Origin of the sequence: Streptomyces sp. A3M-1-3, from assembly GCF_024213665.1 — a bacterium.
In the GTDB taxonomy this organism is placed as follows: domain Bacteria; phylum Actinomycetota; class Actinomycetes; order Streptomycetales; family Streptomycetaceae; genus Streptomyces.
The window spans coordinates 40,900-60,597 of sequence record NZ_JANAVP010000008.1; the positions used below are offsets into that span (position 1 = coordinate 40,900).

The following is a 19,698-nucleotide window of genomic DNA, read 5'->3' on the forward strand; positions in this document are numbered from 1 at the left end:
GGACCGGGCCTGGGCCGCGGCCGGTCCGGAATGGGGCCGTACCGGCGCGGGCAGCTGACCTGTCAACTCGCGCGCCCCGCGCGCGCTACGGTGGACCGGACAAGGGCCTAGATCAGTCGCGTCCGTTCGAGGTGGGGGCACAGCAGCGCCATGGCACAGGGCACGGTCCAGGTGACGCACACCGGCTCGTCGAGGTGGCGCCGCCGCACGGGCGAGTACGCCTCCCTCGCCGCGGCCCTGGAGGCCGCCGGAGACGGCGACGTCCTGTCCATCGCCCCCGGCACCTACCGCGAGAACCTCGTCGTGCGCCGCGCGGTCACGCTGCGCGGCCCCGACGGGACGGCCGGCTCGGTACGGATCGCCCCGGTGGACGGTGTCGCTCTCACCGTGCACGCCTCCGCGACCGTGCAGGACCTGTATCTGGAAGGCCAGGACTCGGCCGCCCCCGCGCTGCTCATCGAGGACGGCGCCCCCGAACTGTCCGGTCTGCGGGTGGTCACGCGTTCCGCCGCCGGCATCGAGGTACGGGGCGGCGCCAGGCCGACCGTCCGCCGCTGCACGGTCGACAACCCGGGCGGGGTCGGAATCGCCGTGCTCGACGGCGGGGGCGGGGTGTTCGAGGAGTGCGAGGTCGTCTCCGCGGGCCAGTCCGGCGTCTCGGTACGCGGCGGCGGGCACCCGCGCCTGGAGCGCTGCCGGGTGCACCACTCCTCCGGCGCCGGGCTGGCCGTCAACGGCGAGGGCAGCGGCCTGGACGCGATCGGCTGCGAGGTGTACGAGATCAAGGGCACCGGAGTGCAGATCGCGTCGCGGGCCGGCGCGCATCTCACCGACTGCAGCGTGCACCGGACTTCGGCCGACGGCATCACCCTGGACACCGACGCCGTCCTCACCCTCTCCGACTGCGACATCCACGACATCCCCGAGAACGCGGTCGACCTGCGCTCCCGCTCGGTCCTGACGCTGACCCGCTCGACCGTGCGCCGGTTCGGCCGCAACGGGCTGTCGGTGTGGGACCCGGGCACCCGGGTGGATGCCAACCAGTGCGAGATCCACGACAGTACGGGCGACTATCCGGCGGTCTGGATCAGCGACGGGGCTACCGCCGTGCTCGACTCATGCCGGGTGCACGACGTGCCGGACGCCCTCTTCGTCCTGGACCGCGGCTCGCGCGCCGAAGTCGTCGACAGCGATCTGTCCCAGGTCCGCAACACGGCCGTCTCGGTGAGCGACGGGGCGACCGCGCAGCTCGACGACTGCCGGATCCGGGAGGCTTCGACCGGCGCCTGGTTCCGTGACCACGGCAGCGGCGGCACCCTCGCCAACTGCACCATCGACGGCGCCCAGACCGGTGTCATCGTCACCAAGGGCGCGGACCCCACCCTGGAACGCTGCACGGTCACCTCGCCCGCCGAGGCCGGGTTCTACGTCTCCGCCGCAGGACGCGGCACGTTCCGCGGCTGCCGGGTGACGGACAGCGGGGGCTTCGGCTTCCACGTCATCGACGGCTGCCGTACGACGCTGACCCGCTGCCACACCGAGCGGTGCACGCGCGGGGGGTACGAGTTCTCGGAGGACAGCCCGTTCGTCGAGGACTGCACGAGCGACGAGAGCGGCGTACGGTCCTCCGGGTACGAGCCGCCGGCGCCCGCGGTGCAGACCGCTGCCGCGGCCCAGACGCCCGGACTGCTCTCCGCGGTGCCCGGCCCGCGCGCCGTGCAGACCGCGCCGGGACCGGCGGCGCCTGCCGTACGCGGCTCGAAGGCCGTCCTCGGTGAACTCGACACCCTGGTGGGCCTGGAGAGCGTCAAGCGCGAGGTGCGCGCCCTCACCGACATGATCGAGGTCGGCCGGCGCAGGCAGCAGGCCGGCCTGAAGGCCGCGTCGGCGCGCCGGCACCTGGTCTTCACCGGCTCCCCCGGCACCGGCAAGACCACGGTGGCCCGGCTGTACGGCGAGATCCTCGCCTCCCTCGGGGTACTGGAGCGGGGGCACCTGGTGGAGGTCTCGCGCGTCGACCTGGTCGGCGAGCACATCGGCTCGACGGCGATCCGTACCCAGGAGGCGTTCGACCGGGCGCGCGGCGGTGTGCTGTTCATCGACGAGGCGTACGCCCTCTCGCCCGAGGACTCCGGGCGTGACTTCGGCCGGGAGGCCATCGACACGCTGGTGAAGCTGATGGAGGACCACCGGGAGGCGGTGGTGGTCATCGTCGCCGGGTACACCGCCGAGATGGAGCGCTTCCTGTCGGTCAACCCTGGTGTCGCGTCCCGTTTCTCACGGACCATCAGGTTCAGCGACTACGCCCCCGAGGAGTTGCTGCGGATCGTTGAGCAGCAGGCCGAGGAGCACGAGTACCGGCTCGGCAGCGGCGCCGCCGAGGCGCTGCTGAAATACTTCACCGTCCTGCCCAAGGGGCCCGCGTTCGGCAACGGCCGGACCGCGCGCCAGACCTTCGAGTCGATGGTCGAGCGGCACGCGGGCCGGGTCGCACAGCTCACCGAGCCCAGCACGGACGAACTCACCCTGCTGTACCCGGAGGATCTGCCGGAGCCTGTGTGAGGCGCTGCCCCGGAACGCCAGGCGCGTCCGGTGCGTCAAGTGCGTCAGGTGCGCACGGCTCCAGCCGGTCGAGCAGGGCGTCGCGTTCGACCGCGAAGGCCGGGTCGGCCTGGTAGTCGGAGTGGCCCAGGATCGGTTCCGGCAGCGGGCGTTCGGTGGTGCGTCCGTACACCAGGGGGTCCTTGAGCGGGCCGCAGTCCACCTCCCGTTCCCCCTCGGAGGTCCGGTCGCCGGGCAGGACCGGGCCGCCGATCGGGTCGGTGGCGCGCCAGAGGTTGCGCCAGCAGTCCACCTCCCGGTGCAGGGCGGCGAGCGGGCCGGGCCCGAAGTACGCGGGGAACCAGCGCCCGTACAGCCGCTGGAGGGGCGAGCCGTACGTGAGCAGGGCGACCCGGCGGCGGGCCCGCGGCGGCAACTGCCAGACCGCGGCGGCCGCGAGGACGCTACCCTGCGAGTGCCCGGAGATGACCAGCCGGCCGCCGGTGCGGTCGGTCCAGCCGGCCATCCGCCAGGTGAGGTCGGGGACGGCGCGCTCGGCGTAGCAGGGGGGCGCGAAGGGGTGGGCCGCGCGCGGCCAGAACGTACCCACGTCCCAGAGGATCCCGATGGTCCGGCGGGCCGAGGCGTCCTTGTAGGCGCGGCGGCCCCAGGTGACGAAGAGTATGAAGCCGAGGCCGATCAGCCAGGAGCCGAGCGCCTGCGCGGTCTGCACACCTGACGCGACGAACGGGTGCGTCCCGTCGGCGGCTTCCCCCGGCACCTCGTGGCTTGCCCAGGCGCCCGCGAGGGCCCCGGCGCCGAGGAGCAGGGTCACGGCCGAGGTGATGCCCACGAGCCGGGGCGCGGCCTCGGTGAGTGCGGCGGTGGCCCGCGCGCCGGCGATGCCGCGGGTCCGTGCCGCGTCGGGCCGTTCACCCGGATAGTCCGCCTCCACCTCGGCGAGCAGCCGGTGCCTGAACCGCAGGGTGCGCCCGGCGAACCAGCCGGCCAGCGCCAGCACGACGACCAGCAGCGGCGGAATGACCGCGGCCTGCCAGGAGAGAAGCACCGGAGGGCCCGCGATGGTGCCGCGGCCCATCCCCGGGGTGCCGCCGTCGTCGAGCCAGTCGGCGACCCGCTGGGCCACGCCACCGGACATCACGCCGCCGAGCGCGCAGGCGAGCATGGCGATGGCCGGCCCGCCGAGTCCCCGCAGGGCGGTGGTCCCCTCGGGGTGGCGCCGGTGGAGCCGCCAGGCGGTGACGGCGAGGGCGACCACCAGCAGCCCTTGGGCGAGGGTGATCACGCCGAAAGCCCGGTCCCCCGGCAGCATGCCGCGCGACGACCAGCCGGGGCGGGACCATCCGGCGTACAGCAGGGCCAGGACAAGCAGGCCGAGGGCGCCCAGCGGCAGCAGCCCGACCACGGCCCGGTCGAGCCGGGCGTCGGGGCGCGACTCCTTTCGGCCCCTGCGGCACACCACCCACAGGACGGCGAACGCGCCCACGGCCAGCAGGGCTTCGGTCAGCCACCCGCAGATCTCCAGCAGGGCGCTGCCGCCGTCCCGCCGGTCGAAGCGGGCCGCCGCGCCGGCTACCGCGGCCGCCACGGTCAGCAGGCCGGCCGCGGTGTGGGCGGCACGCAGCCGGGCCACCAGCCTGCGGCCGTACCAGAATCCGGGCCGGCCGAGGGCGGGGCCGGGGCCGGGCGCGTCGTCGCGCGGATCATGGGAGGTGGGCAGCGGCTGCTGCGATTCGTAGGCGCTCCAGGTGCGGTTGGAGAGGTACCACAGCAGCCCGGTCAGCGCGGCGGGCACCAGGGCGGCCAGGGCGAGCCGCCGGCCGGGCTGCGACCACCAGCCGCCTCCCGCGGGCGACAGGAAGCCGAGCCAGGAGCGGGGCGCGGCGCAGTCGGCCGAGCCCGCGCACTGCCAGGCCACCAGGTCGAGTGCGACCTCGCAGGCCGCGGCGGTGAGCAGCACGGTGAGGCTGAGGGCCACCAGGCGGACGAGGACTCCGTATGTACGGACGGTCCTGGCCATCCCCCGGCCGGAGGGCCGCATCCAGTGGGCGAGGTTGGCGACCATGAAGGGCAGCAGGATCAGCCAGAGGGCGCGGGCGCCGTTGCCGGAGGTCAGCCGGGACCAGCAGTACGCCTCGGGGACCGGCCGGTCGCGATACCGCTCGGGGTGGAGTTCCGCGTCGGCGTCGTCGGTGCGCCGGAAGACGGCCGCGGTCTCGTCGCCGGTGATGCGTACGGTGCGCGGGTCGCCGAGCATGCCGGCGGGGGTGGCTCCGCCGACGCCGTGCACCAGCAGTTCGAGCGCGAGTTCCCCGTTCTCCGGGGCGGGGGTGGCACGGGGCACGGCGGGGGCTCGCTCTCGGGTGGGGGCGGGGTGCGGGGCGTGGCGGGGCAGGGCAGGGCGGGCGTGGGCAGCCACCAGGATCCCGGTACGGCGGCCTGCGCTGCACCCGTTCTCACGGAATCTCCCCAGCTCCCGGCCCGTTCAGCAGGTGGAGCAGGGGCCGGTGGCGCATGGCAGGATGTGGAAACCTCAGCACTCCCGTGCTTCACGACCCGGAAGGACAGGCCTGGCGGTGAGCGAGAATCAGAACCTCCTCGCGGAACAGCGCCGCGCGATGATCCTGGACGAGGTCATGCGGCGCGGCGGAGTGCGCGTCAACGAGCTCACCCGGAAGCTCAACGTGTCGGACATGACGGTCCGTCGCGATCTGGACGCGATGGCCAGGCAGGGCGTGATCGAGAAGGTGCACGGCGGCGCCGTGCCGGTGGTCGAGGCGAGCACGCACGAGCCGGGGTTCGAGGCGAAGTCGAGCCTGGAACTGAGCGCCAAGGACGACATCGCGCGGGCCGCGGCGGCGATGGCCGTACCGGGCAGCGCGATCGCCCTGTCGGGCGGGACCACGACGTATGCGCTGGCGCACCATCTGCTGGATGTGCCGGATCTGACGGTGGTGACCAATTCGGTGCGGGTCGCCGATGTGTTCCACTCCGCGCAGCGGACGTCATCGGGCGGCGCGGACCGGGGTGGGGCGGACCGGGGAGGGGCGGCCACGGTCGTGCTCACCGGCGGGGTGCGTACTCCGTCCGACTCGCTGGTGGGGCCGGTGGCCGACCAGGCGATCCGCTCGCTGCACTTCGACGTGTTGTTCCTGGGCGTGCACGGGATATCGGTGGAGGCGGGGCTCTCCACGCCGAATCTGGCCGAGGCGGAGACGAACCGCAGGTTCGTGCAGGCCGCGCGGCGGGTGGTGGTCGTCGCCGACCACACGAAGTGGGGGACGGTGGGCCTGAGTTCCTTCGCCTCGCTGGAGGACGTCGACACCTTCGTGACGGACACCGGCCTGTCGGACGAGATGCGGGCGGAGATCGCCGAGCATGTGCCGGGGCTGGTGGTCGCGGGCGGACCGGAGCAGCCGGGCGAGGCCGCGGAGGAGCCGGCAGGCGAACCGGCAGATGGGCGCGCTGACATCTGACGGAGCGTCAGCTATGGTGTCGGGGCCGTCAATCACCCGATTCCGCTGGGGGTGCACATCCCATGACACGCCGACTCCGCCCCGTCGGGCTCGACTTCGTCGAGACCGCTCCACTTCGCCTGGTCTTCGCGGCCGAGGTGTCCGCACCTCCCGAGGCCGTGTACCGGGCGCTCGCCGAGGAGGTCGATGCCTGGCCCCGCTGGTTCACCTCGGTGACCCTGGCCCGGCCCGTCGCCGGAGGGGCGGGCCGCGAGGTCCGGCTCAAGGGCGGTACCCGGTTCCTCGAGACGATCATGGCGACGGACCGCGCGGAGCGGTACGCGTACCGGGTGGACGAGACCAACGCCCCCGGCCTGCACGCGCTCCTGGAGGAATGGCGGCTGACACCCGCGGGGTCCGGCACCCGGGTGCAGTGGACGTTCGCCGCGGCCGGCGCCGCGCCGCTGCGTATCTCCCTCAGGCTGGGGCGTGCGGCGCTGGGCCGGGCCTTCCGCGACGCGGTGCGCAATCTGGACCGGCGGCTCGCCTCCACCACCGGGTAACCGGGGTCAGGAGGGCCAGACACCCGTCGCGAGGAGAGAGGTGATCGCGGCGGAGTACGGCGCGATGTCCAGGCCCTGCTCCGCCAGCCAGTCGTCCGAGTAGTACTTGTCGAGATAGCGGTCGCCCGGGTCGCAGATCAGCGTGACCACGCTGCCCTTGCGGCCTTCGGCCACCATCTCCGCGACGATCTTCAGCGCGCTCCACAGCCCGGTGCCGGTGGAGCCGCCCGCCTTGCGGCCGATGGCCTGTTCCAGCGCGCGTACGGCCGCCACGCTCGCCGCGTCCGGCACCTTCATCATCCGGTCGATGGCACCGGGCACGAAGCTCGGTTCCATGCGCGGCCGGCCGATGCCCTCGATGCGGGAGCCGCAGTCGCTGCTCGCCAGCGGGTTGTTGTGGGTCCAGCCGTCGAAGAAACAGGAGTTCTCCGGGTCGGGTACGCAGATGCGGGTGTCGTGCTGCATGTAGTGGACGTAGCGCGCGATGGTCGCCGACGTGCCGCCGGTTCCCGCGGTGGCGACGATCCAGGTTGGCTCCGGGTATCGCTCCAGCCTCAGCTGCTGGTAGATGGATTCGGCGATGTTGTTGTTGCCGCGCCAGTCGGTGGCCCGTTCTGCGTAGGTGAACTGGTCCATGTAGTGGCCGCCGGTCTCCGCCGCGAGTGCGGCCGACTCCTCGTACATCTTGCGCGAGTCGTCCACGAAGTGGCACTGGCCGCCGTGGAATTCGATGAGGCGGCACTTCTCCGCGCTCGTCGTACGTGGCATCACCGCGATGAATGGGACGCCGACCAGCTTGGCGAAGTAGGCCTCGGAGACGGCGGTCGAGCCGCTGGACGCCTCGATCACCGGGCGGCCGGGCCGGATCCAGCCGTTGCACAGCCCGTAGAGGAACAGCGAGCGGGCGAGCCGGTGCTTGAGACTGCCGGTGGGGTGGGTCGATTCGTCCTTGAGGTAGAGATCGATCCCCCACTGTTCGGGCAGCGGAAAGAGAAGCAGATGCGTGTCGGCGGAGCGGTTGGCGTCGGCCTGGACCTTGCGTACCGCTTCCTTCAGCCATGCCCGGTAATCCGGATCACTGCGGTCCACATCGATGGTGGTCAGGGCTCTGCCGGTCCGCGCCTGCTCGGTAGTGCTCATCCGCGCCGCTCCTCGTCGTTTCTCCGGTCCGCACAGTGCCATCCGGAAATCTCGGCCCCCACCAGCAATTTACCCCCCTCACCTGCACAAATGATGACTTTGGGTTTCCATCGGGATCGCTTCTGGAAGGCACACTGGTGCGGGAGGCCGGGCCCATGCAGACTGCCCAGCAGGACATACGTACCTGTCCACGAGGGCGGCATCCGGCGAGAAGGGGGCGAAGTGGCATGGCTGAACCTGAGTTCAGTGCGACGGGCGTACGGATCGAACGATGGCCCCGCGCACTCACGAGGGCCGGGAAGGTCCTGATCAGGGACGGCAGGCTGGAGTTGCTCACCAGCAACGGCAAGGAGATCGACAGCGCGCCGCTCGGCTCGGTGAGCGCGGGCAGGCCGTGGTTCACCGGCGGTGAGAGCACGGTGGCCCATGTCAACGGCACGCGTTACCGGCTGCGGATGGGGCAGCGCGACCACACGCCGGAGGCCGCCGACGAGACGGCCGGCCGCTTCCTGGACGCCGTGCGCCGGGGACGTGACCCCCGGGACTGAAGGGGCGCGAGTTGCAGAGCGGCAACGCCTGGTTCACGCTGGTGTGACATCACTCAGGGTTTACCGGCGGTGACGCTGCGAACCAGCCCGCCGGACCACACAGCAGGCAGCCTCTGCTGGATCCGATCTTCGTCTTCTTCCGGACCTCATTCGGGGAGTCGCAGCCGTGATCAGCCATCCAAGCAGGCACTGCACGGTGGAGCTCCAGGCTCTGCCGTCGCGGATCGGCCAGGTCCGCAGGATCGTATGCGCGCATTTGCGCTACTGGCATCTGGACGCGTTGATCGACCGGGCGGCGCTCGGCGTCACCGAGCTGCTGACCAACGTCCACCGGCACGCACAGCCTGACAAGACGTGCACCGTGGAGATCGAGCTGCTCCTCGACCGGCTCACCGTGTCGGTCCGTGACCACGACCCGCGACTGCCCACGGTCGGGCAGGCCGATGCCCTCTCCACCGGCGGGCGCGGCCTCGCGCTGATAGCGGCGGTGAGCGAGAGCTGGGGCGTACGCCCGGAGAGCAGCGGCGGCAAGGTCGTCTGGTTCACCCTGCCGGCGCCCTCGCCCGCCGAGTCGTTCCCGCCCCGGCCGGTGTACGGCGCGACGACCACCGGCCCGTTCCCAGGCCGGGAGCTCGAACCGCAGGGTGCGGCGCCGGTGCGGGAGCACGCGCCCGTCAGATCGGCCCTCGCGGGCTGACCCGACGGACCGACCTGGCCGGAGCCGGGCTCAGCCTCACTCGGAGCCGGACTTCGCCCGAGCCGCAGCCCTCCGCTCTCGGCCGCGCCTCGGTTGACGACGACCTCGCCGGTGGCGGCGGGCGCCCGCCCCTCGGCGAGCCGGTACTGGTTGAGCTGCGGGTCGTCGATCCAGTTGCCCGCGAGAGTGGGCGGGCCCTGGCCGCCGATGGGCTTGCCGCTGCCGCCGACGAGCTGGCCGGCGCCCTGGATGCTCGGCGCGGCGGCGGCCACGCCCGGCGTCCGCTCGATCTTCTCGACGAGGGAGGTAGGGAGGTGGCGACGGGCCGGCGGGTGCCCTGGCTCTCGCCGGGGACGGTGACGACGTCGGCGCTGCGGACGACGGCGTCCGTGCCGCTGCTGGCGTTGCCGAACATCGTGGCGAATCCGGCGCGCAGGGTGTCGCCCATGATGAGCGTGCCGGCGAGGAAGGCGACGCCGAGCGATACGGCGATGAAGGTCCCGGCGAAGCGCCGCTTGTGTGTACGCAGGGAGGCGCGGCTGATCCGCAGCGACGCGGGGGGGGGCTCATGAGGGCACCCCCTGGGCGTCGAACGCCTTCAGCCGATCCCGTACCCGCTCGGCGGTGGGCGCCGCCATCCGGTCGACAAGCCGGCCGTCCGCGAGGAAGACCACCTCGTCGGCGTGCGCCGCGGCCACCGGGTCGTGGGTGACCATCACGACCGTACGCTCCATCTGCCGTACCGCGCGGCCGAGCAGCCGCAGCGCCTCCTCGCCCGAGCGCGAATCGAGGTTGCCGGTCGGCTCGTCGGCGAACACGACGTCGGGGCTGCCCGCGAAGGCGCGGGCCACGGCGACGCGCTGCTGCTGGCCGCCGGAGAGTTCGCTCGGGCGGTGGTGCAGCCGGTCGCGCAGGCCCACGACGTCGATGAGCGCGTCCACCCACGCGGGGCCCCCATGATCGCGGTGAAGCGGCCGGCCGGAAGCCGACGCTCACCCCGTCCAGGGCCGTACTTCGGTGTCGCCCGAGCCGTAGACCTTCACGGCGTCGACGACCCGGGCTGCCGCCGCCGTACCGGTGGCCGTGGTGGTCGCGGTCATGCCGCACCGTCCGCGGGAAGAAGAGGACCCACGGGCCGGGTCCGTCGTGCGCCAGCGTGTTCATCTCGGTCAGCTCCTCGGGAGGTTGTTCGTTGTCGCTTCCGAGGTTCGCGCCGGGAGGGGGTCCGGGGCGTCGTACAGCCGGCGGCAGTACACGTACGACGACGGGAGTACCGCGGGGACCGGCCCCTGCTCCGCATGTTCCATTGGAAAATGCCAGAACTCCCTCCCCCGCTCGCAACGTTGCGTAGCCTCGTCCTCACTGCCGCACCCGCAGTGACGGAACGATCACCCAGGGGAGGGGGCCGACGCGTGCCCGGAATCGACGAGTGCCTGCTCGAAGCCATGACGCTGCCGGGCGCGCGCGGTGCCGCCGTGGTCGAGTGGATCAGTGGGCTCGCGCTCGGCACCATCGGCGATTCACCGAACGGCAGTCATGAGACAACCGCCGCCGAGACGGCGGAACTTGCCCGGATGGCCGCCGAACAGACCGCGTTCGCCGCCCCGGTGGCGGACGGCGGTCCCGGCGACGCCGCCAAGGCGGTGCCCGTGGAGGACGTCGTCATCACCACCCCCACGGCGTACCACCTGATGCGTTTCGTCGAAACGGCCTTCGACAACGGCGTGTTCATCCATCTGTGGCTCGGCCGTGACGAGGGCAACCTGGCACTCGCGCGGATCCGCCTGCGGGACCTGGCGGATCGGCTCGCTCTGATATGAGCGCCGCGATCTCCCCCATGCTCGTCCGGCTCGCGTCCGAGCGCGCCACCGGAGCGCTCCTGCGGGACGCCGGCACGCTCTACCTCGTCGACGGCCGCGTCGTACACGCGGAGAGCCCGGCCTCGCCCGGCGTCGATGTACTGCTGACGGCGACCGGGCGGCTGGCCGCCGAGGGCTGGCAGGAGGCGCTCGACCGGGCCGGCGCCCGCCGTCAGGTCGGCCGGTTCCTGGTGGACAGCGGCCGGCTCACCGACGGTGAGCTGGAGATATGCCATCTGGGCGCCCTGTTCGACGCGGCCTTCTTCGTACTGGCCCCCGCCAGCGGCCCGACCCGCTTCCGCTACGGCGCCGTCCACTGGCTCGGTCCGGTACGGCCGGTGACCGCCGAGGCGGTCGAGCGCGAGACCCGGCGCCGCAGAAAGCTGCTGGAAGACCTGTGGCCGAGCCCGGAGGTGGACAGCGCGCCCGTCGTGCGCAGGCAGGCCGTCCGCAGTCCGCCGGTCACTCCCCGGCAGCGGGCCGTGCTCGATCTCGCGGACGGAGTACGCACCCCGGCTGCCATCTCCCGACTGCTGGGCCGCCCCGCCTTCCACACCCTCATCGACGTACGGCGGCTGGCGGCCGCCGGGCATATCGCGACACCCCGCGACCCGGCCCCGCCCGGCCCGTCCCCCGCTCCCGCCCGGGTCCCGGAGGTCTCCACCGACCCGGACATCGCCCTGCTGCGCCGGCTCCGTGACGCCCTGGAGGCACACCTGTGATGGTCCTACCCGCCCCTGAGGCCCCCTGCCCGCCGTCATGAAACGCGTCCTGCGACAGCGCGCCGAAAGGAGGCAGTTGATGGCGGCCGAGCCCGAAGTGCTGGACGAGCTGCGGAGGTTGCGCGCCCGTGTGCCCCATGTGACGGGCGCGGTGGCGGCGAGCATCGACGGCCTCGTGCTCGCCCAGGAGGTGGTGGCCGTGGAGCCCGAGGGGATCGCCGCCCTGACGGCGGCCGCCCTCGGGGTCGCGCTGCGGCTGGCGGACACCACAGGCCAGGGGGAGTTCCGCGAACTGCTGGTGCGGGCCGAGCGCGGCTATGTCGCGACGTACGCGGCGGGTTCGGCGGCCGTCCTGACCGTACTGGCCGGGCCGCACACCAATGTCGGCCGGCTGCACCTCGAAGGCCGCCGGGCCGGGGCGCGCATCGCGGAGCTCGTCGACGCCGCACTCGACCGGGCGGAGAGCACCACCCCGTAGAGCACGTCACCCGTCAAGCAGGTAACAGGAAGGAAGCACAACGATCATGGCCAACACCGAAACCTCCCTCAAGGAAGCGATGACCTCCATCGAGGGGGCCCTCGGCGTCGCCCTCGTGGACTACTCCAGCGGTATGGCGCTGGGCACTCTGGGTGGTGGCAAGGACCTCGATCTGACGGTGGCCGCCGCGGGCAACACCGATGTGGTCCGCGCCAAGGCGCGCACGATGGAGCACCTCGGCCTGAAGGACGGCATCGAGGACATCCTGATCACCCTCGGCAGCCAGTACCACCTGATCCGGCTGCTGTCGGGGCGTGGCAAGGACAGCCTGTTCCTCTACCTGGCGCTGGACAAGGGCCGGGCGAATCTCGCGATGGCCCGGCACCAGCTCAAGAGGATCGAAGCCGACCTGGAGGTCTGACACCGGTGCCGGTACGGGGAGCCGCCCAGACATGACCGGCTCCCCGTACGGCGCTCAGGCCAGCGCGGCCAGCGGGTCGTCCAGTACCGGCTGCCAGGCCAACTCGGCCGCCCCGACCAGGCTGTTGTGGTCCAGCGTGCAGGGCAGAATCGGTACGCCTCCGCTGCGGCCCCACAGGCTGCGGTCGGCGACGACCGCGCGCAGCCGCTCCGGGCCGGCGTCCAGCAGCTCGCGGTGCAGCCCGCCGAGGATGATCCGGTCAGGATTGAGGATGTTGACCAGCCCGGCCAGACCCAGGCCGAGCCGGTCGATGAGCTCCTCGGCCGCGTGTCGCACGTCCGGGTCGTCGTACTCCCCCCGCAGCAGGTCGCGGGACTGCTGCAACAGCGAGACCTCGGGGCCCGGTTCGCGCCGCGCGGCGGTGAGGAAGGCGAGCGGATCGGCCTCGACGTCGAGGCAGCCGCGGCTGCCGCAGTGGCAGGGGCGGCCCTCCGGGTTGACGGTCAGGTGGCCGACCTCGAGGGCGAGGCCGGCGCTGCCGGAGTGCAGCCGGCCGTCGAGGACCAGCGCGCCGCCGACGCCGCGGTGGCCGGTGGCCACGCAGAGCAGGTGCTGCGCGCTGCGGCCCGCCCCGTGCCGGTGCTCGGCCAGGGCCGCGAGGTTGACGTCGTTGCCGGTCAGGGCAGGGCCCGCGAGGCCGGCGGCGCGTACCCGCTCGGCGAAGATGGCGCGGACGGGAGCACCGGCGGGCCAGGCGAGGTGCAGGGGGTTCAGAGCCGTACCCTCCGGTTCCGCGACGGCGGACGGTACGGCGAGACCCGCGCCGATGCACCGGCGCCCGGTGTCACGCAGCAGGCCCGCGCCCGCGTCCACCACGGCGCCGAGCACCTGCGCCGGGTCGGCGGAGACGGTCACGCAGCCGGGGGCGGTGGCGACGATCCGGCCGCCGAGCCCGACCAGCGCGGCGCGGAACCCGTCGGCGTGCACCTGGGCGGCCAGCGCGACCGGGCCCGTCTCATCGACGGCGAGCCGGTGCGAGGGCCGGCCCTGCGAACCGCCCGCGACGCCGGGCCGGGAGTCGACGCGGATCAGCCCGAGCGCTTCCAGCTCCGCCGCGACCGCGCCTGCGGTGGCCCGGGTGACGCCGAGTTCGGCCGTGAGGACGGCGCGGGTGGGCGCCCGGCCTGTGTGGACGAGCTCCAGGGCGGGTCCCAGTGCGCCACGGCCCCTCTCGATCTTGGTCCGCGGGGACACATCCCCCACCCTGCGCGTGGCCGCGTTGCCGTTCATGAAGGCGAGTTTCGCATGATCCCCGGGCCCGGCGTCAGCCGCTCCCGCCGTCGGTGGCGGGGAGCGGGTTCGTAGCGCTGCCGGTGAAACCGCTGACCCGGAGTGTGATGTTCAGGCGTCCGCTCAGGCCGAGCGCGGGCGGCGCGGTGCCGGGACGGACGCGTGGCACCCCGTGGTAGGCGAGGCGGGAGGCACCGCCGAACACGAACAGATCTCCGCTGCGTAGATCCACATCGTGGTACGGGCGCCCACGTGACTCCGTGTTGCCGAAGCGGAAGACGCAGGAGTCGCCGAGGCTGATCGACACCACCGGGTCGTCGGACCTCTCGTCGCTGTCGCGGTGCATCCCCATCCGGGCCTCCGCACCATAGAAGTTGATCAAGGCGATGTCGTACCGGGCCGGGCAGGGGTCCCCGCCGTACGCTTCCTCGACGGCCTTGCGCGCCAGGTCGCCCAGCCACCGCGGCAGCCGTTTCACCGGGGCGTTGTCGCCGTCGACGACGGTGCGCGCATAGCCGTGCGGGTACCAGTGCCACCCGAGGCAGACCTGCTGGGCGGTCATCGTCCCGCCGCCCGGCGTACGGACCGTCCGCATCCCCGCCGGCGGGGATGCCCACTCACGGCAGGCCGCCACCAGCTCCCGCTGCTGTTCGGGCCCCAGCCAGTCCGGCACGTGCACCGCGCCGTCCGCCGGCACGGTCCGGTTACGGGGGAACAGTTCGACGTTCATACGTCTTCATTGTCGCTCTGGGCGCTGACCAGCACCTGGCCCGCGTGCGTCCGGTAATAGAGCACCGACCGCCCGGCGCGCCGGCGCTCGACCAGGCGGGCGTCGAGCAGGACCTTGAGGTGGCGGCCCACCGATCCCAGCCCCTGCCCGGTCAGCGCCACCAGCTGCGTCGTGCTCTTCGGGGTGTCGAGGAGGACGAGGACGCTCGCCCGCGCGGGCCCGAGCAACGCGTCCAGGGCCTCCGGCACGGGCGCCCGGTCCGCCCCGGCCAGCGGGCCCGAGCACGGGTAGACGACGGCGTAGCGCTGGGTGGATTCCCAGGAGACCCAGCCCTGGCGTGGCGTGATCGGCACGAACAGCAGCTGCGCCCCGGAGATCTCGCGCGGCGGGTAGTCGTACGTGTTGATCTGCAGCCGGCTCTCGCCCAGCCAGAGCATTCCGGGGCGCATGGCGTCCAGTGCCGCTGCCCAGCCGCCCTGGCTCAACTGCGCCGTACGCGCGACGACATCGGCCTCGATGATCCGTCGTCGCCGCGGCCAGGTGGGAAGCACCGATTCCGTCCAGACCCACTCCAGGAGTCCGGCGGCGCGTTCCGGCAGATCGGAGCGGCGCAGCGCGGCGGGGAGCGGGCCGCCGCCCAGCGACACGGCCAGGTCGGCGCGCGCGGCCTCGGCCGGCGTCTCGCGTATGCGCGCCAGCTCCTGCCCGAAAGAGGACTCGCCTTCCTCGGTGGGGGTGGGGGTGAGGAAGTCCGCATTCCAGCGGCGCCCGAGCCCGGTCCGTACGAGCAGTGCGGTGACCGGGTCGGCAGCCAGCCGCTCCCGGTAGGCGGGCAGGTGTGCGTCGAGCCACGCGCGCTCGCCCGGGTGCGCTGCCGTTCCCCGCTCCAGGGTCTTCAGGCTCGCGATGACCTCGGCCAGCGGGGAGGTGACGAACCGGCTTCTCGCGAGCGTGTCGGCGTTGACCTGCCACCAGCCCATTTGTTTCGCCTCCCAGCGAAACAATAACGCCCGCGGGGCGGGGCCATTGAGCCTTGGGGCCATGCGCACGTACCAAGAACTCTTCCGGACACCGGAGTTCACGCCGTTCTTTCTGACCGCCTCGCTGCAGGTGGCCGCCCAGACGGTGGGCGGCCTGGCCCTCGGCACACTGATCTACGCGGCGACCGGCTCACCCCTGCTCTCCGCCCTCGCCATGTTCGGCCCCTCCCTCGCCCAGGTGATCGGCGCGACGACGCTGCTGTCGGCGGCCGACCGGCTGCCGCCGCGCGCCGCCATGACGGGCTTGGCGCTGCTCTTCGGCCTCGGCGCCGCCGCCCAGGCCGTTCCCGGGCTGCCTGTGTGGGCCGCCTTCGCCGTCCTCCTGGGCCTCGGGATGATCGCCTCGCTGGGCGGCGGCGTGCGCTACGGACTGCTGGGCGAGATTCTCCCGAGGGAGGGGTACCTGCTCGGCCGGTCCGTGCTGAACATGTCCGCCGGCACCATGCAGATCTGCGGGTTCGCGGTCGGCGGCGTGCTGGTGACCACCCTGTCACCTCGCGGCACGCTGCTCACCGCCGCCGTCCTGTACGTCGCCGCCGCGGCGGTCGCGCGGTTCGGCCTCAGCAGCCGGCCGCCGCGTGCCGCCGGGCGGCCGTCGGTCACCCAGACCTGGCGGAACAACGCGCGGCTGTGGTCCTCCAAACCCCGCCGCTACGTCTACCTCGCCCTGTGGGTGCCCAACGGGCTGATCGTCGGCTGCGAGTCCCTGTTCATCCCCTACGCGCCTGCGCACTCGGGGCTCCTGTTCGCCTTCGCCGCACTCGGCATGCTGGCCGGGGACACGCTGACCGGCCGGTTCGTCCCTCAGCGGTGGCGGGCACGCCTGGGCGCCGCGCTGCGCCTGCTGCTCGCCGCTCCGTACCTGGTCTTCGCCCTGCACCCGGCGCTGCCCGTCGCGGTGGCGGTCGTCGTGCTCGCCTCGATCGGATACTCGGCGAGCCTGCTGCTCCAGGAGCGGCTGATGTCGCTGACGCCGGATGAACTGAGCGGCCACGCGCTCGGACTGCACTCCTCCGGAATGCTCACCATGCAGGGCGTGGGCGCCGCCCTCGCGGGCGCCGTCGCCCAGTTCACCTCGCCGGCGACGGCGATGGCCGTGATCGCGGCGGCCTCAGTCGCGGTCACGCTGGCCCTGGCGCCCGGTCTGCGCCCGGACCGCAGACCGCCCGGCCCCGATGGGGTGCGCGACCTCCGCGATGTCCGCGACCTCCCGACTGCGAAGTAGCCGTCCTCGTGGTTGCGGCTTGTACGAACCGGGGGCCGACCCGGGGGCTGAGGAACATCCGTGTCAGATCGTGTGCCGGCGCCGCGGCCACAGCATCTTGGGTACGGACGGCAAGACCCGGTCGTCGTGGCTACTGGGCCGGCTTGATGTTCTGGTTGGCGTGGAAGAGGTTGTCCGGGTCGTAGGTTCGCTTGACCTGTGCGAGCCGGTCGTAGTGGTCGCGGTACGTGGCCCGGACCCGCTCCTGGCCCTCGCCCGCACCCATGAAGTTCACGTACGAGCCGCCCATGGAGTGCGGGTGCAGCTCCTCCCAGTAGTTGACGCACCATTGCCTGATGGCCTCGCGGCCGGCTGGGATCGCGCGACATCGAAGAACTGGAGTCGACCGCCCACGCGTTCCGCGCCTGGGACCACAAGTACGGTGGCGGCCTGCGGCGCAAGGCCGTCGTGGGACAGCTCAACGAGGTGGCAGCGCATCTGGAAGAGCACCAGGCGCCGGAAGTGGAGCAGCGGCTCTACCGAGTCATGGCACAACTCGGGGGCACGGCGGCCACCATGGCCTGGGATTCCGGGCTTCAGAAGCGCGCCCAGGACTACTACCAGCTGGCTTTGCGTGCTGCTCACGCCGGGGCGGATAGGGCCTTCGGTGCCAACGTCCTGGCGGGCATGGCCCGCCAGATGCTCTACCGCGACAGACCTCAGGACGCCCTTGAGCTGGTACACCTCGCTCAGAAGGGGGCGCTCGACAGCGCGGGCCCCCGCGTACGGGCCATGCTCCACACACGCGAGGCATGGGCATACGCCGCACTGGGGCGCACTTCAGCTTTCCAGCGAGCAACGGCCGAGGCTGCTGAGGCCCTCGCCGACGCTGAGCCCGGTCGGGAGCCCTACTGGATCGCTTACTTCGACAGCGCCGAACTCGCCGGCGTCAGCGGCGGCCGTCTGCTCACTCTGGCCCGGCAGGAGCCTCAGCGCCATGCAGAGGCCGCAGCGGACTCTATCCGGAAGGCACTTGCGACGCGCGGCCCTGAAGCGGGGCGCAGCCACGCCTTGGACGTGATCGGCCTGGCCGAGTGCTACTTCCTGACCGGCGACGTGACGGGCGCCGTGGAGCACACACACCGCGCGGTGGATGCCGCGGCCCGAACCCAGTCCAGCCGCGTACGTGCGCAGCTGGGGCAGCTCTACCCGTACACAGTCGGGCGGGGGGCGTCGCGGCCGGTGAGCGAGGCGCGGGCTAGGCTCCGCGACGCGTTGTCGACCTGAGGAGAATTGTGACCATCTTCGCCGTAACCGGGCACATGGACCTGACCGAGGACAGCGTCCCCCTTGTTCGTGACGCGCTGCGACGGCTGCTCGAGAGCCACGCCGCCGCGGACCTGACCGGCATCTCGTGCATCGCCAAGGGCAGCGACTCACTGTTCGCTGAGGCGGTGCTCGAGGCCGGCGGGCGCCTGGTCGTCGTGATGCCGTCGAAGGACTACCGGCAGAAGAAGGTGAAGACGGACCACGAAGCAACCTTCGATCGGCTCATTGAGGCTGCTGCGGAGGTCGTTGTCCTGCCGCACGAGGCTGCGAACCGTCAGGCGTACGAGGATGCGAACCATACGCTGCTCGAGCGCGCGGACCGCCTGATCGCTGTGTGGAATGGTGAGCCTCCATCGGGGAAGGGAGGCGGCACTGCGGACACCGTCATCGAGGCGCGCGACGCGGGTCTGCCAGTGGACATCGTGTGGCCTCACGGGGCCGCGAGGTGCTGACGGACCGAGGCGCAGCCGCTGTGTAACCCCTGGTTCACGGCGCGCGACGGACGGTGCGTCCCGGGCATGACGACTTCCCCTCCCGCCCGTAGGCGAGAGGGGAAGTCGTTACGTGCCGGGCGCCGGTTCCTCAGCTGGAGTTTCCGCATCGGGCGGGGACTCGATCAAGCCTATGTTCACGAGCGTGACCGTGTCCGCCGCAGTGACGTCAATCCGCCGTACCGCCGGGCGCTCCCCCGGCTTATCCTGCTCGGGCATATTGGCCTCCTTCAGCACAGCATGGCGATCAGTCCAGTCGCGGCGCCGACAGCCCCGGTAAGTACGCCGACCGTGGGAAGCGGCAAGCGACGGCCCTTCAGCTGCTCGACCTCCGCACGAATCTCGCCGAGGGCCTTGTCGGTGTCCTCCTTGAGCTGCTTCACGTCCGCCTCGGTACGGTCCGAACGCTGCACCAGCAGCGCGCATGCTGCTCGGTTCGCTCGCGCCCACGGTCTGGCTCGCGCTCCTCGGCTTCGCCGTCACCGGGCTCGGCCTCGCGAACCTCTTCCCCGTGGCCATCGACCGCGCGGGCGCGCTCGCGGGCCCGACCGGGGTGGCGGCCGCGTCGACGCTCGGCTACGGCGGGATGCTGCTCGGCCCGCCCGCGATCGGGTTCCTGGCCGAGTGGTTCTCGCTGCCCGCCGCGCTGACGACGGTGGCTCTGCTCGCGGCCGTCGCCGCGCTCATCGGGTACTCGGTACGCCACGTATCCGTACGGGCGCGGGCTGAGTAGCCGTACTCAGGCGTGCCGCAGTCCCAGGCGCCAGGATGAGGCCACATCGCACGGACCGACGAGGAGAACACCATGGTCAAGGCACGGCTGCGCGGACTGGCACGACTCACGTTCGGCAACCCTCTCTCGCTCGCCTACCTCGGCCTCGTCGCGGCGGCGGCGCTCGTCCTGGCCTACGACCAGCTGTTCGTCACGCACGAGGACGCGTCCTTCGCCGGGGTGGGACTGATCTTCACCGCCGCCCCGACGGTCTTCGGGTTCATCGCCGCGGAAGAAGCGATCTGGGGGCTGGAGGGGTCCGGCTGGTACTTCTCGCTCGGAATCGCGGCTTCCGTGCTCTTCCAGTCGTTCGTCCTCGGACTGCTGCTGCGCCTGCTGAACGGCCGAGCGCGCCCGGCGCACCCCCAGGGCGCCTGACCTGCTGGCACAATCGCCC

The 19,698-nt window shown here is 72.4% G+C and carries 19 protein-coding genes and 4 pseudogenes; 14 read left to right on the forward strand and 9 right to left on the reverse strand.

Going from position 1 to position 19,698, the window contains the following annotated elements:
• Nucleotides 1-150: 150 nt before the first annotated feature.
• The gene (locus NLX86_RS11215) at nucleotides 151-2,562 is read left to right on the forward strand and encodes a right-handed parallel beta-helix repeat-containing protein (RefSeq protein ID WP_254371495.1); all 2,412 of its coding nucleotides are present in this window, start codon (nucleotides 151-153) and stop codon (nucleotides 2,560-2,562) included.
• On the opposite strand, the gene NLX86_RS11220 is transcribed toward NLX86_RS11215, so the two are convergent.
• On the reverse strand, nucleotides 2,522-4,906 hold the full coding sequence (locus NLX86_RS11220; protein ID WP_254371496.1) for a hypothetical protein: 2,385 nt from the start codon (nucleotides 4,904-4,906) through the stop codon (nucleotides 2,522-2,524). The two genes, NLX86_RS11215 and NLX86_RS11220, sit on opposite strands and share 41 nt — an antisense overlap.
• Nucleotides 4,907-5,138: 232 nt before the next feature.
• On the opposite strand from NLX86_RS11220, the gene NLX86_RS11225 reads away from it, so the two are divergent.
• Both NLX86_RS11225 and NLX86_RS11230 read left to right on the forward strand, forming a co-directional pair.
• On the forward strand, nucleotides 5,139-6,038 hold the full coding sequence (locus NLX86_RS11225; protein ID WP_254371497.1) for a DeoR/GlpR family DNA-binding transcription regulator: 900 nt from the start codon (nucleotides 5,139-5,141) through the stop codon (nucleotides 6,036-6,038).
• Between the two features lie 62 nt (nucleotides 6,039-6,100).
• Nucleotides 6,101-6,580, forward strand: a complete 480-nt coding sequence (locus NLX86_RS11230; protein ID WP_254371498.1) for an SRPBCC family protein — start codon at nucleotides 6,101-6,103, stop codon at nucleotides 6,578-6,580.
• Nucleotides 6,581-6,586: 6 nt separating this feature from the next.
• On the opposite strand, the gene NLX86_RS11235 is transcribed toward NLX86_RS11230, so the two are convergent.
• The gene (locus NLX86_RS11235; RefSeq protein WP_254371499.1) at nucleotides 6,587-7,720 is read right to left on the reverse strand and encodes a PLP-dependent cysteine synthase family protein; all 1,134 of its coding nucleotides are present in this window, start codon (nucleotides 7,718-7,720) and stop codon (nucleotides 6,587-6,589) included.
• A 227-nt stretch (nucleotides 7,721-7,947) separates the two neighbouring features.
• Between NLX86_RS11235 and NLX86_RS11240 the strand changes: the two genes are divergently transcribed.
• Nucleotides 7,948-8,268, forward strand: coding sequence for a hypothetical protein (locus NLX86_RS11240; protein ID WP_254371500.1), 321 nt, complete (start codon nucleotides 7,948-7,950; stop codon nucleotides 8,266-8,268).
• Nucleotides 8,269-8,434: 166 nt separating this feature from the next.
• Nucleotides 8,435-8,965, forward strand: coding sequence for an ATP-binding protein (locus NLX86_RS11245; protein ID WP_254371501.1), 531 nt, complete (start codon nucleotides 8,435-8,437; stop codon nucleotides 8,963-8,965).
• A gap of 56 nt (nucleotides 8,966-9,021) precedes the next feature.
• On the opposite strand, the pseudogene NLX86_RS11250 reads toward NLX86_RS11245, so the two are convergent.
• Together NLX86_RS11250 and NLX86_RS11255 are read right to left on the reverse strand one after the other, a co-directional pair.
• A pseudogene (locus tag NLX86_RS11250) lies at nucleotides 9,022-9,515 on the reverse strand (ABC transporter permease); the annotation flags it as partial.
• Between the two features lie 16 nt (nucleotides 9,516-9,531).
• Nucleotides 9,532-10,065: pseudogene (locus NLX86_RS11255) on the reverse strand (ABC transporter ATP-binding protein).
• A 312-nt stretch (nucleotides 10,066-10,377) separates the two neighbouring features.
• On the opposite strand from NLX86_RS11255, the gene NLX86_RS11260 reads away from it, so the two are divergent.
• From NLX86_RS11260 to NLX86_RS11275, 4 genes are read left to right on the forward strand one after another with little or no spacing between them, the layout of a single operon-like run.
• Nucleotides 10,378-10,785: a hypothetical protein gene (locus NLX86_RS11260; RefSeq protein ID WP_254371502.1), complete on the forward strand. Its 408-nt coding sequence runs from the start codon at nucleotides 10,378-10,380 to the stop codon at nucleotides 10,783-10,785.
• A complete protein-coding gene (locus NLX86_RS11265; RefSeq protein ID WP_254371503.1) occupies nucleotides 10,782-11,546 on the forward strand; it encodes a transcriptional regulator in 765 nt (254 codons plus the stop codon). The genes NLX86_RS11260 and NLX86_RS11265 overlap by 4 nt, the downstream gene beginning before the upstream one ends.
• Nucleotides 11,547-11,583: 37 nt before the next feature.
• A complete protein-coding gene (locus NLX86_RS11270) occupies nucleotides 11,584-12,024 on the forward strand; it encodes a roadblock/LC7 domain-containing protein (protein WP_254371504.1) in 441 nt (146 codons plus the stop codon).
• A 46-nt stretch (nucleotides 12,025-12,070) separates the two neighbouring features.
• Nucleotides 12,071-12,445 (forward strand): hypothetical protein, encoded by a 375-nt coding sequence (locus NLX86_RS11275; protein WP_254371505.1) that lies wholly within the window; start codon nucleotides 12,071-12,073, stop codon nucleotides 12,443-12,445.
• 54 nt (nucleotides 12,446-12,499) lie between these two features.
• Here NLX86_RS11275 and NLX86_RS11280 read toward each other — a convergent pair whose 3' ends face one another.
• The 3 genes from NLX86_RS11280 to NLX86_RS11290 are packed head-to-tail and all read right to left on the reverse strand — an operon-like array spanning nucleotide 12,500 to nucleotide 15,445.
• The gene (locus NLX86_RS11280; RefSeq protein ID WP_254371506.1) at nucleotides 12,500-13,735 is read right to left on the reverse strand and encodes an ROK family protein; all 1,236 of its coding nucleotides are present in this window, start codon (nucleotides 13,733-13,735) and stop codon (nucleotides 12,500-12,502) included.
• A gap of 34 nt (nucleotides 13,736-13,769) precedes the next feature.
• On the reverse strand, nucleotides 13,770-14,465 hold the full coding sequence (locus NLX86_RS11285; RefSeq protein ID WP_254371507.1) for an alpha-ketoglutarate-dependent dioxygenase AlkB: 696 nt from the start codon (nucleotides 14,463-14,465) through the stop codon (nucleotides 13,770-13,772).
• On the reverse strand, nucleotides 14,462-15,445 hold the full coding sequence (locus NLX86_RS11290) for a helix-turn-helix transcriptional regulator (RefSeq protein ID WP_254371508.1): 984 nt from the start codon (nucleotides 15,443-15,445) through the stop codon (nucleotides 14,462-14,464). Before NLX86_RS11290 ends, NLX86_RS11285 begins: the two co-directional genes overlap by 4 nt.
• 61 nt (nucleotides 15,446-15,506) lie before the next feature.
• Here NLX86_RS11290 and NLX86_RS11295 point away from each other — a divergent pair, with 61 nt between their 5' ends.
• The gene (locus tag NLX86_RS11295) at nucleotides 15,507-16,730 is read left to right on the forward strand and encodes an MFS transporter (protein ID WP_254371509.1); all 1,224 of its coding nucleotides are present in this window, start codon (nucleotides 15,507-15,509) and stop codon (nucleotides 16,728-16,730) included.
• A 130-nt stretch (nucleotides 16,731-16,860) separates the two neighbouring features.
• Here the strand turns inward: NLX86_RS11295 and NLX86_RS11300 are convergent.
• A pseudogene (locus NLX86_RS11300) lies at nucleotides 16,861-17,085 on the reverse strand (BBE domain-containing protein); the annotation flags it as partial.
• Between the two features lie 92 nt (nucleotides 17,086-17,177).
• Between NLX86_RS11300 and NLX86_RS11305 the strand changes: the two are divergent.
• Together NLX86_RS11305 and NLX86_RS11310 are read left to right on the forward strand one after the other, a co-directional pair.
• On the forward strand, nucleotides 17,178-17,996 hold the full coding sequence (locus NLX86_RS11305; protein WP_308409574.1) for a hypothetical protein: 819 nt from the start codon (nucleotides 17,178-17,180) through the stop codon (nucleotides 17,994-17,996).
• A gap of 8 nt (nucleotides 17,997-18,004) precedes the next feature.
• Nucleotides 18,005-18,490: a hypothetical protein gene (locus tag NLX86_RS11310; RefSeq protein WP_254371510.1), complete on the forward strand. Its 486-nt coding sequence runs from the start codon at nucleotides 18,005-18,007 to the stop codon at nucleotides 18,488-18,490.
• Between the two features lie 269 nt (nucleotides 18,491-18,759).
• Here NLX86_RS11310 and NLX86_RS11315 read toward each other — a convergent pair whose 3' ends face one another.
• Nucleotides 18,760-18,912, reverse strand: a complete 153-nt coding sequence (locus NLX86_RS11315) for a hypothetical protein (RefSeq protein WP_254371511.1) — start codon at nucleotides 18,910-18,912, stop codon at nucleotides 18,760-18,762.
• 23 nt (nucleotides 18,913-18,935) lie between these two features.
• Between NLX86_RS11315 and NLX86_RS11320 the strand changes: the two are divergent.
• Both NLX86_RS11320 and NLX86_RS11325 read left to right on the forward strand, forming a co-directional pair.
• Nucleotides 18,936-19,262, forward strand: a pseudogene (locus NLX86_RS11320) (MFS transporter); the annotation flags it as partial.
• Nucleotides 19,263-19,334: 72 nt separating this feature from the next.
• The gene (locus NLX86_RS11325; protein WP_254371512.1) at nucleotides 19,335-19,679 is read left to right on the forward strand and encodes an SCO4225 family membrane protein; all 345 of its coding nucleotides are present in this window, start codon (nucleotides 19,335-19,337) and stop codon (nucleotides 19,677-19,679) included.
• Nucleotides 19,680-19,698: the final 19 nt, after the last annotated feature.

What these genes read in the sequence shown, in the direction of transcription:
- NLX86_RS11215 (WP_254371495.1), top strand. Translation starts at nt 151, where the DNA reads ATGGCACAGGGCACGGTCCAGGTGACGCACACCGGCTCGTCGAGGTGG.
- NLX86_RS11230 (WP_254371498.1), top strand. Translation starts at nt 6,101, where the DNA reads ATGACACGCCGACTCCGCCCCGTCGGGCTCGACTTCGTCGAGACCGCT.
- NLX86_RS11235 (WP_254371499.1), bottom strand. Translation starts at nt 7,720, where the DNA reads ATGAGCACTACCGAGCAGGCGCGGACCGGCAGAGCCCTGACCACCATC.
- NLX86_RS11240 (WP_254371500.1), top strand. Translation starts at nt 7,948, where the DNA reads ATGGCTGAACCTGAGTTCAGTGCGACGGGCGTACGGATCGAACGATGG.
- NLX86_RS11265 (WP_254371503.1), top strand. Translation starts at nt 10,782, where the DNA reads ATGAGCGCCGCGATCTCCCCCATGCTCGTCCGGCTCGCGTCCGAGCGC.
- NLX86_RS11270 (WP_254371504.1), top strand. Translation starts at nt 11,584, where the DNA reads ATGAAACGCGTCCTGCGACAGCGCGCCGAAAGGAGGCAGTTGATGGCG.
- NLX86_RS11275 (WP_254371505.1), top strand. Translation starts at nt 12,071, where the DNA reads ATGGCCAACACCGAAACCTCCCTCAAGGAAGCGATGACCTCCATCGAG.
- NLX86_RS11280 (WP_254371506.1), bottom strand. Translation starts at nt 13,735, where the DNA reads ATGAACGGCAACGCGGCCACGCGCAGGGTGGGGGATGTGTCCCCGCGG.
- NLX86_RS11285 (WP_254371507.1), bottom strand. Translation starts at nt 14,465, where the DNA reads ATGAACGTCGAACTGTTCCCCCGTAACCGGACCGTGCCGGCGGACGGC.
- NLX86_RS11290 (WP_254371508.1), bottom strand. Translation starts at nt 15,445, where the DNA reads ATGGGCTGGTGGCAGGTCAACGCCGACACGCTCGCGAGAAGCCGGTTC.
- NLX86_RS11295 (WP_254371509.1), top strand. Translation starts at nt 15,507, where the DNA reads ATGCGCACGTACCAAGAACTCTTCCGGACACCGGAGTTCACGCCGTTC.
- NLX86_RS11325 (WP_254371512.1), top strand. Translation starts at nt 19,335, where the DNA reads ATGGTCAAGGCACGGCTGCGCGGACTGGCACGACTCACGTTCGGCAAC.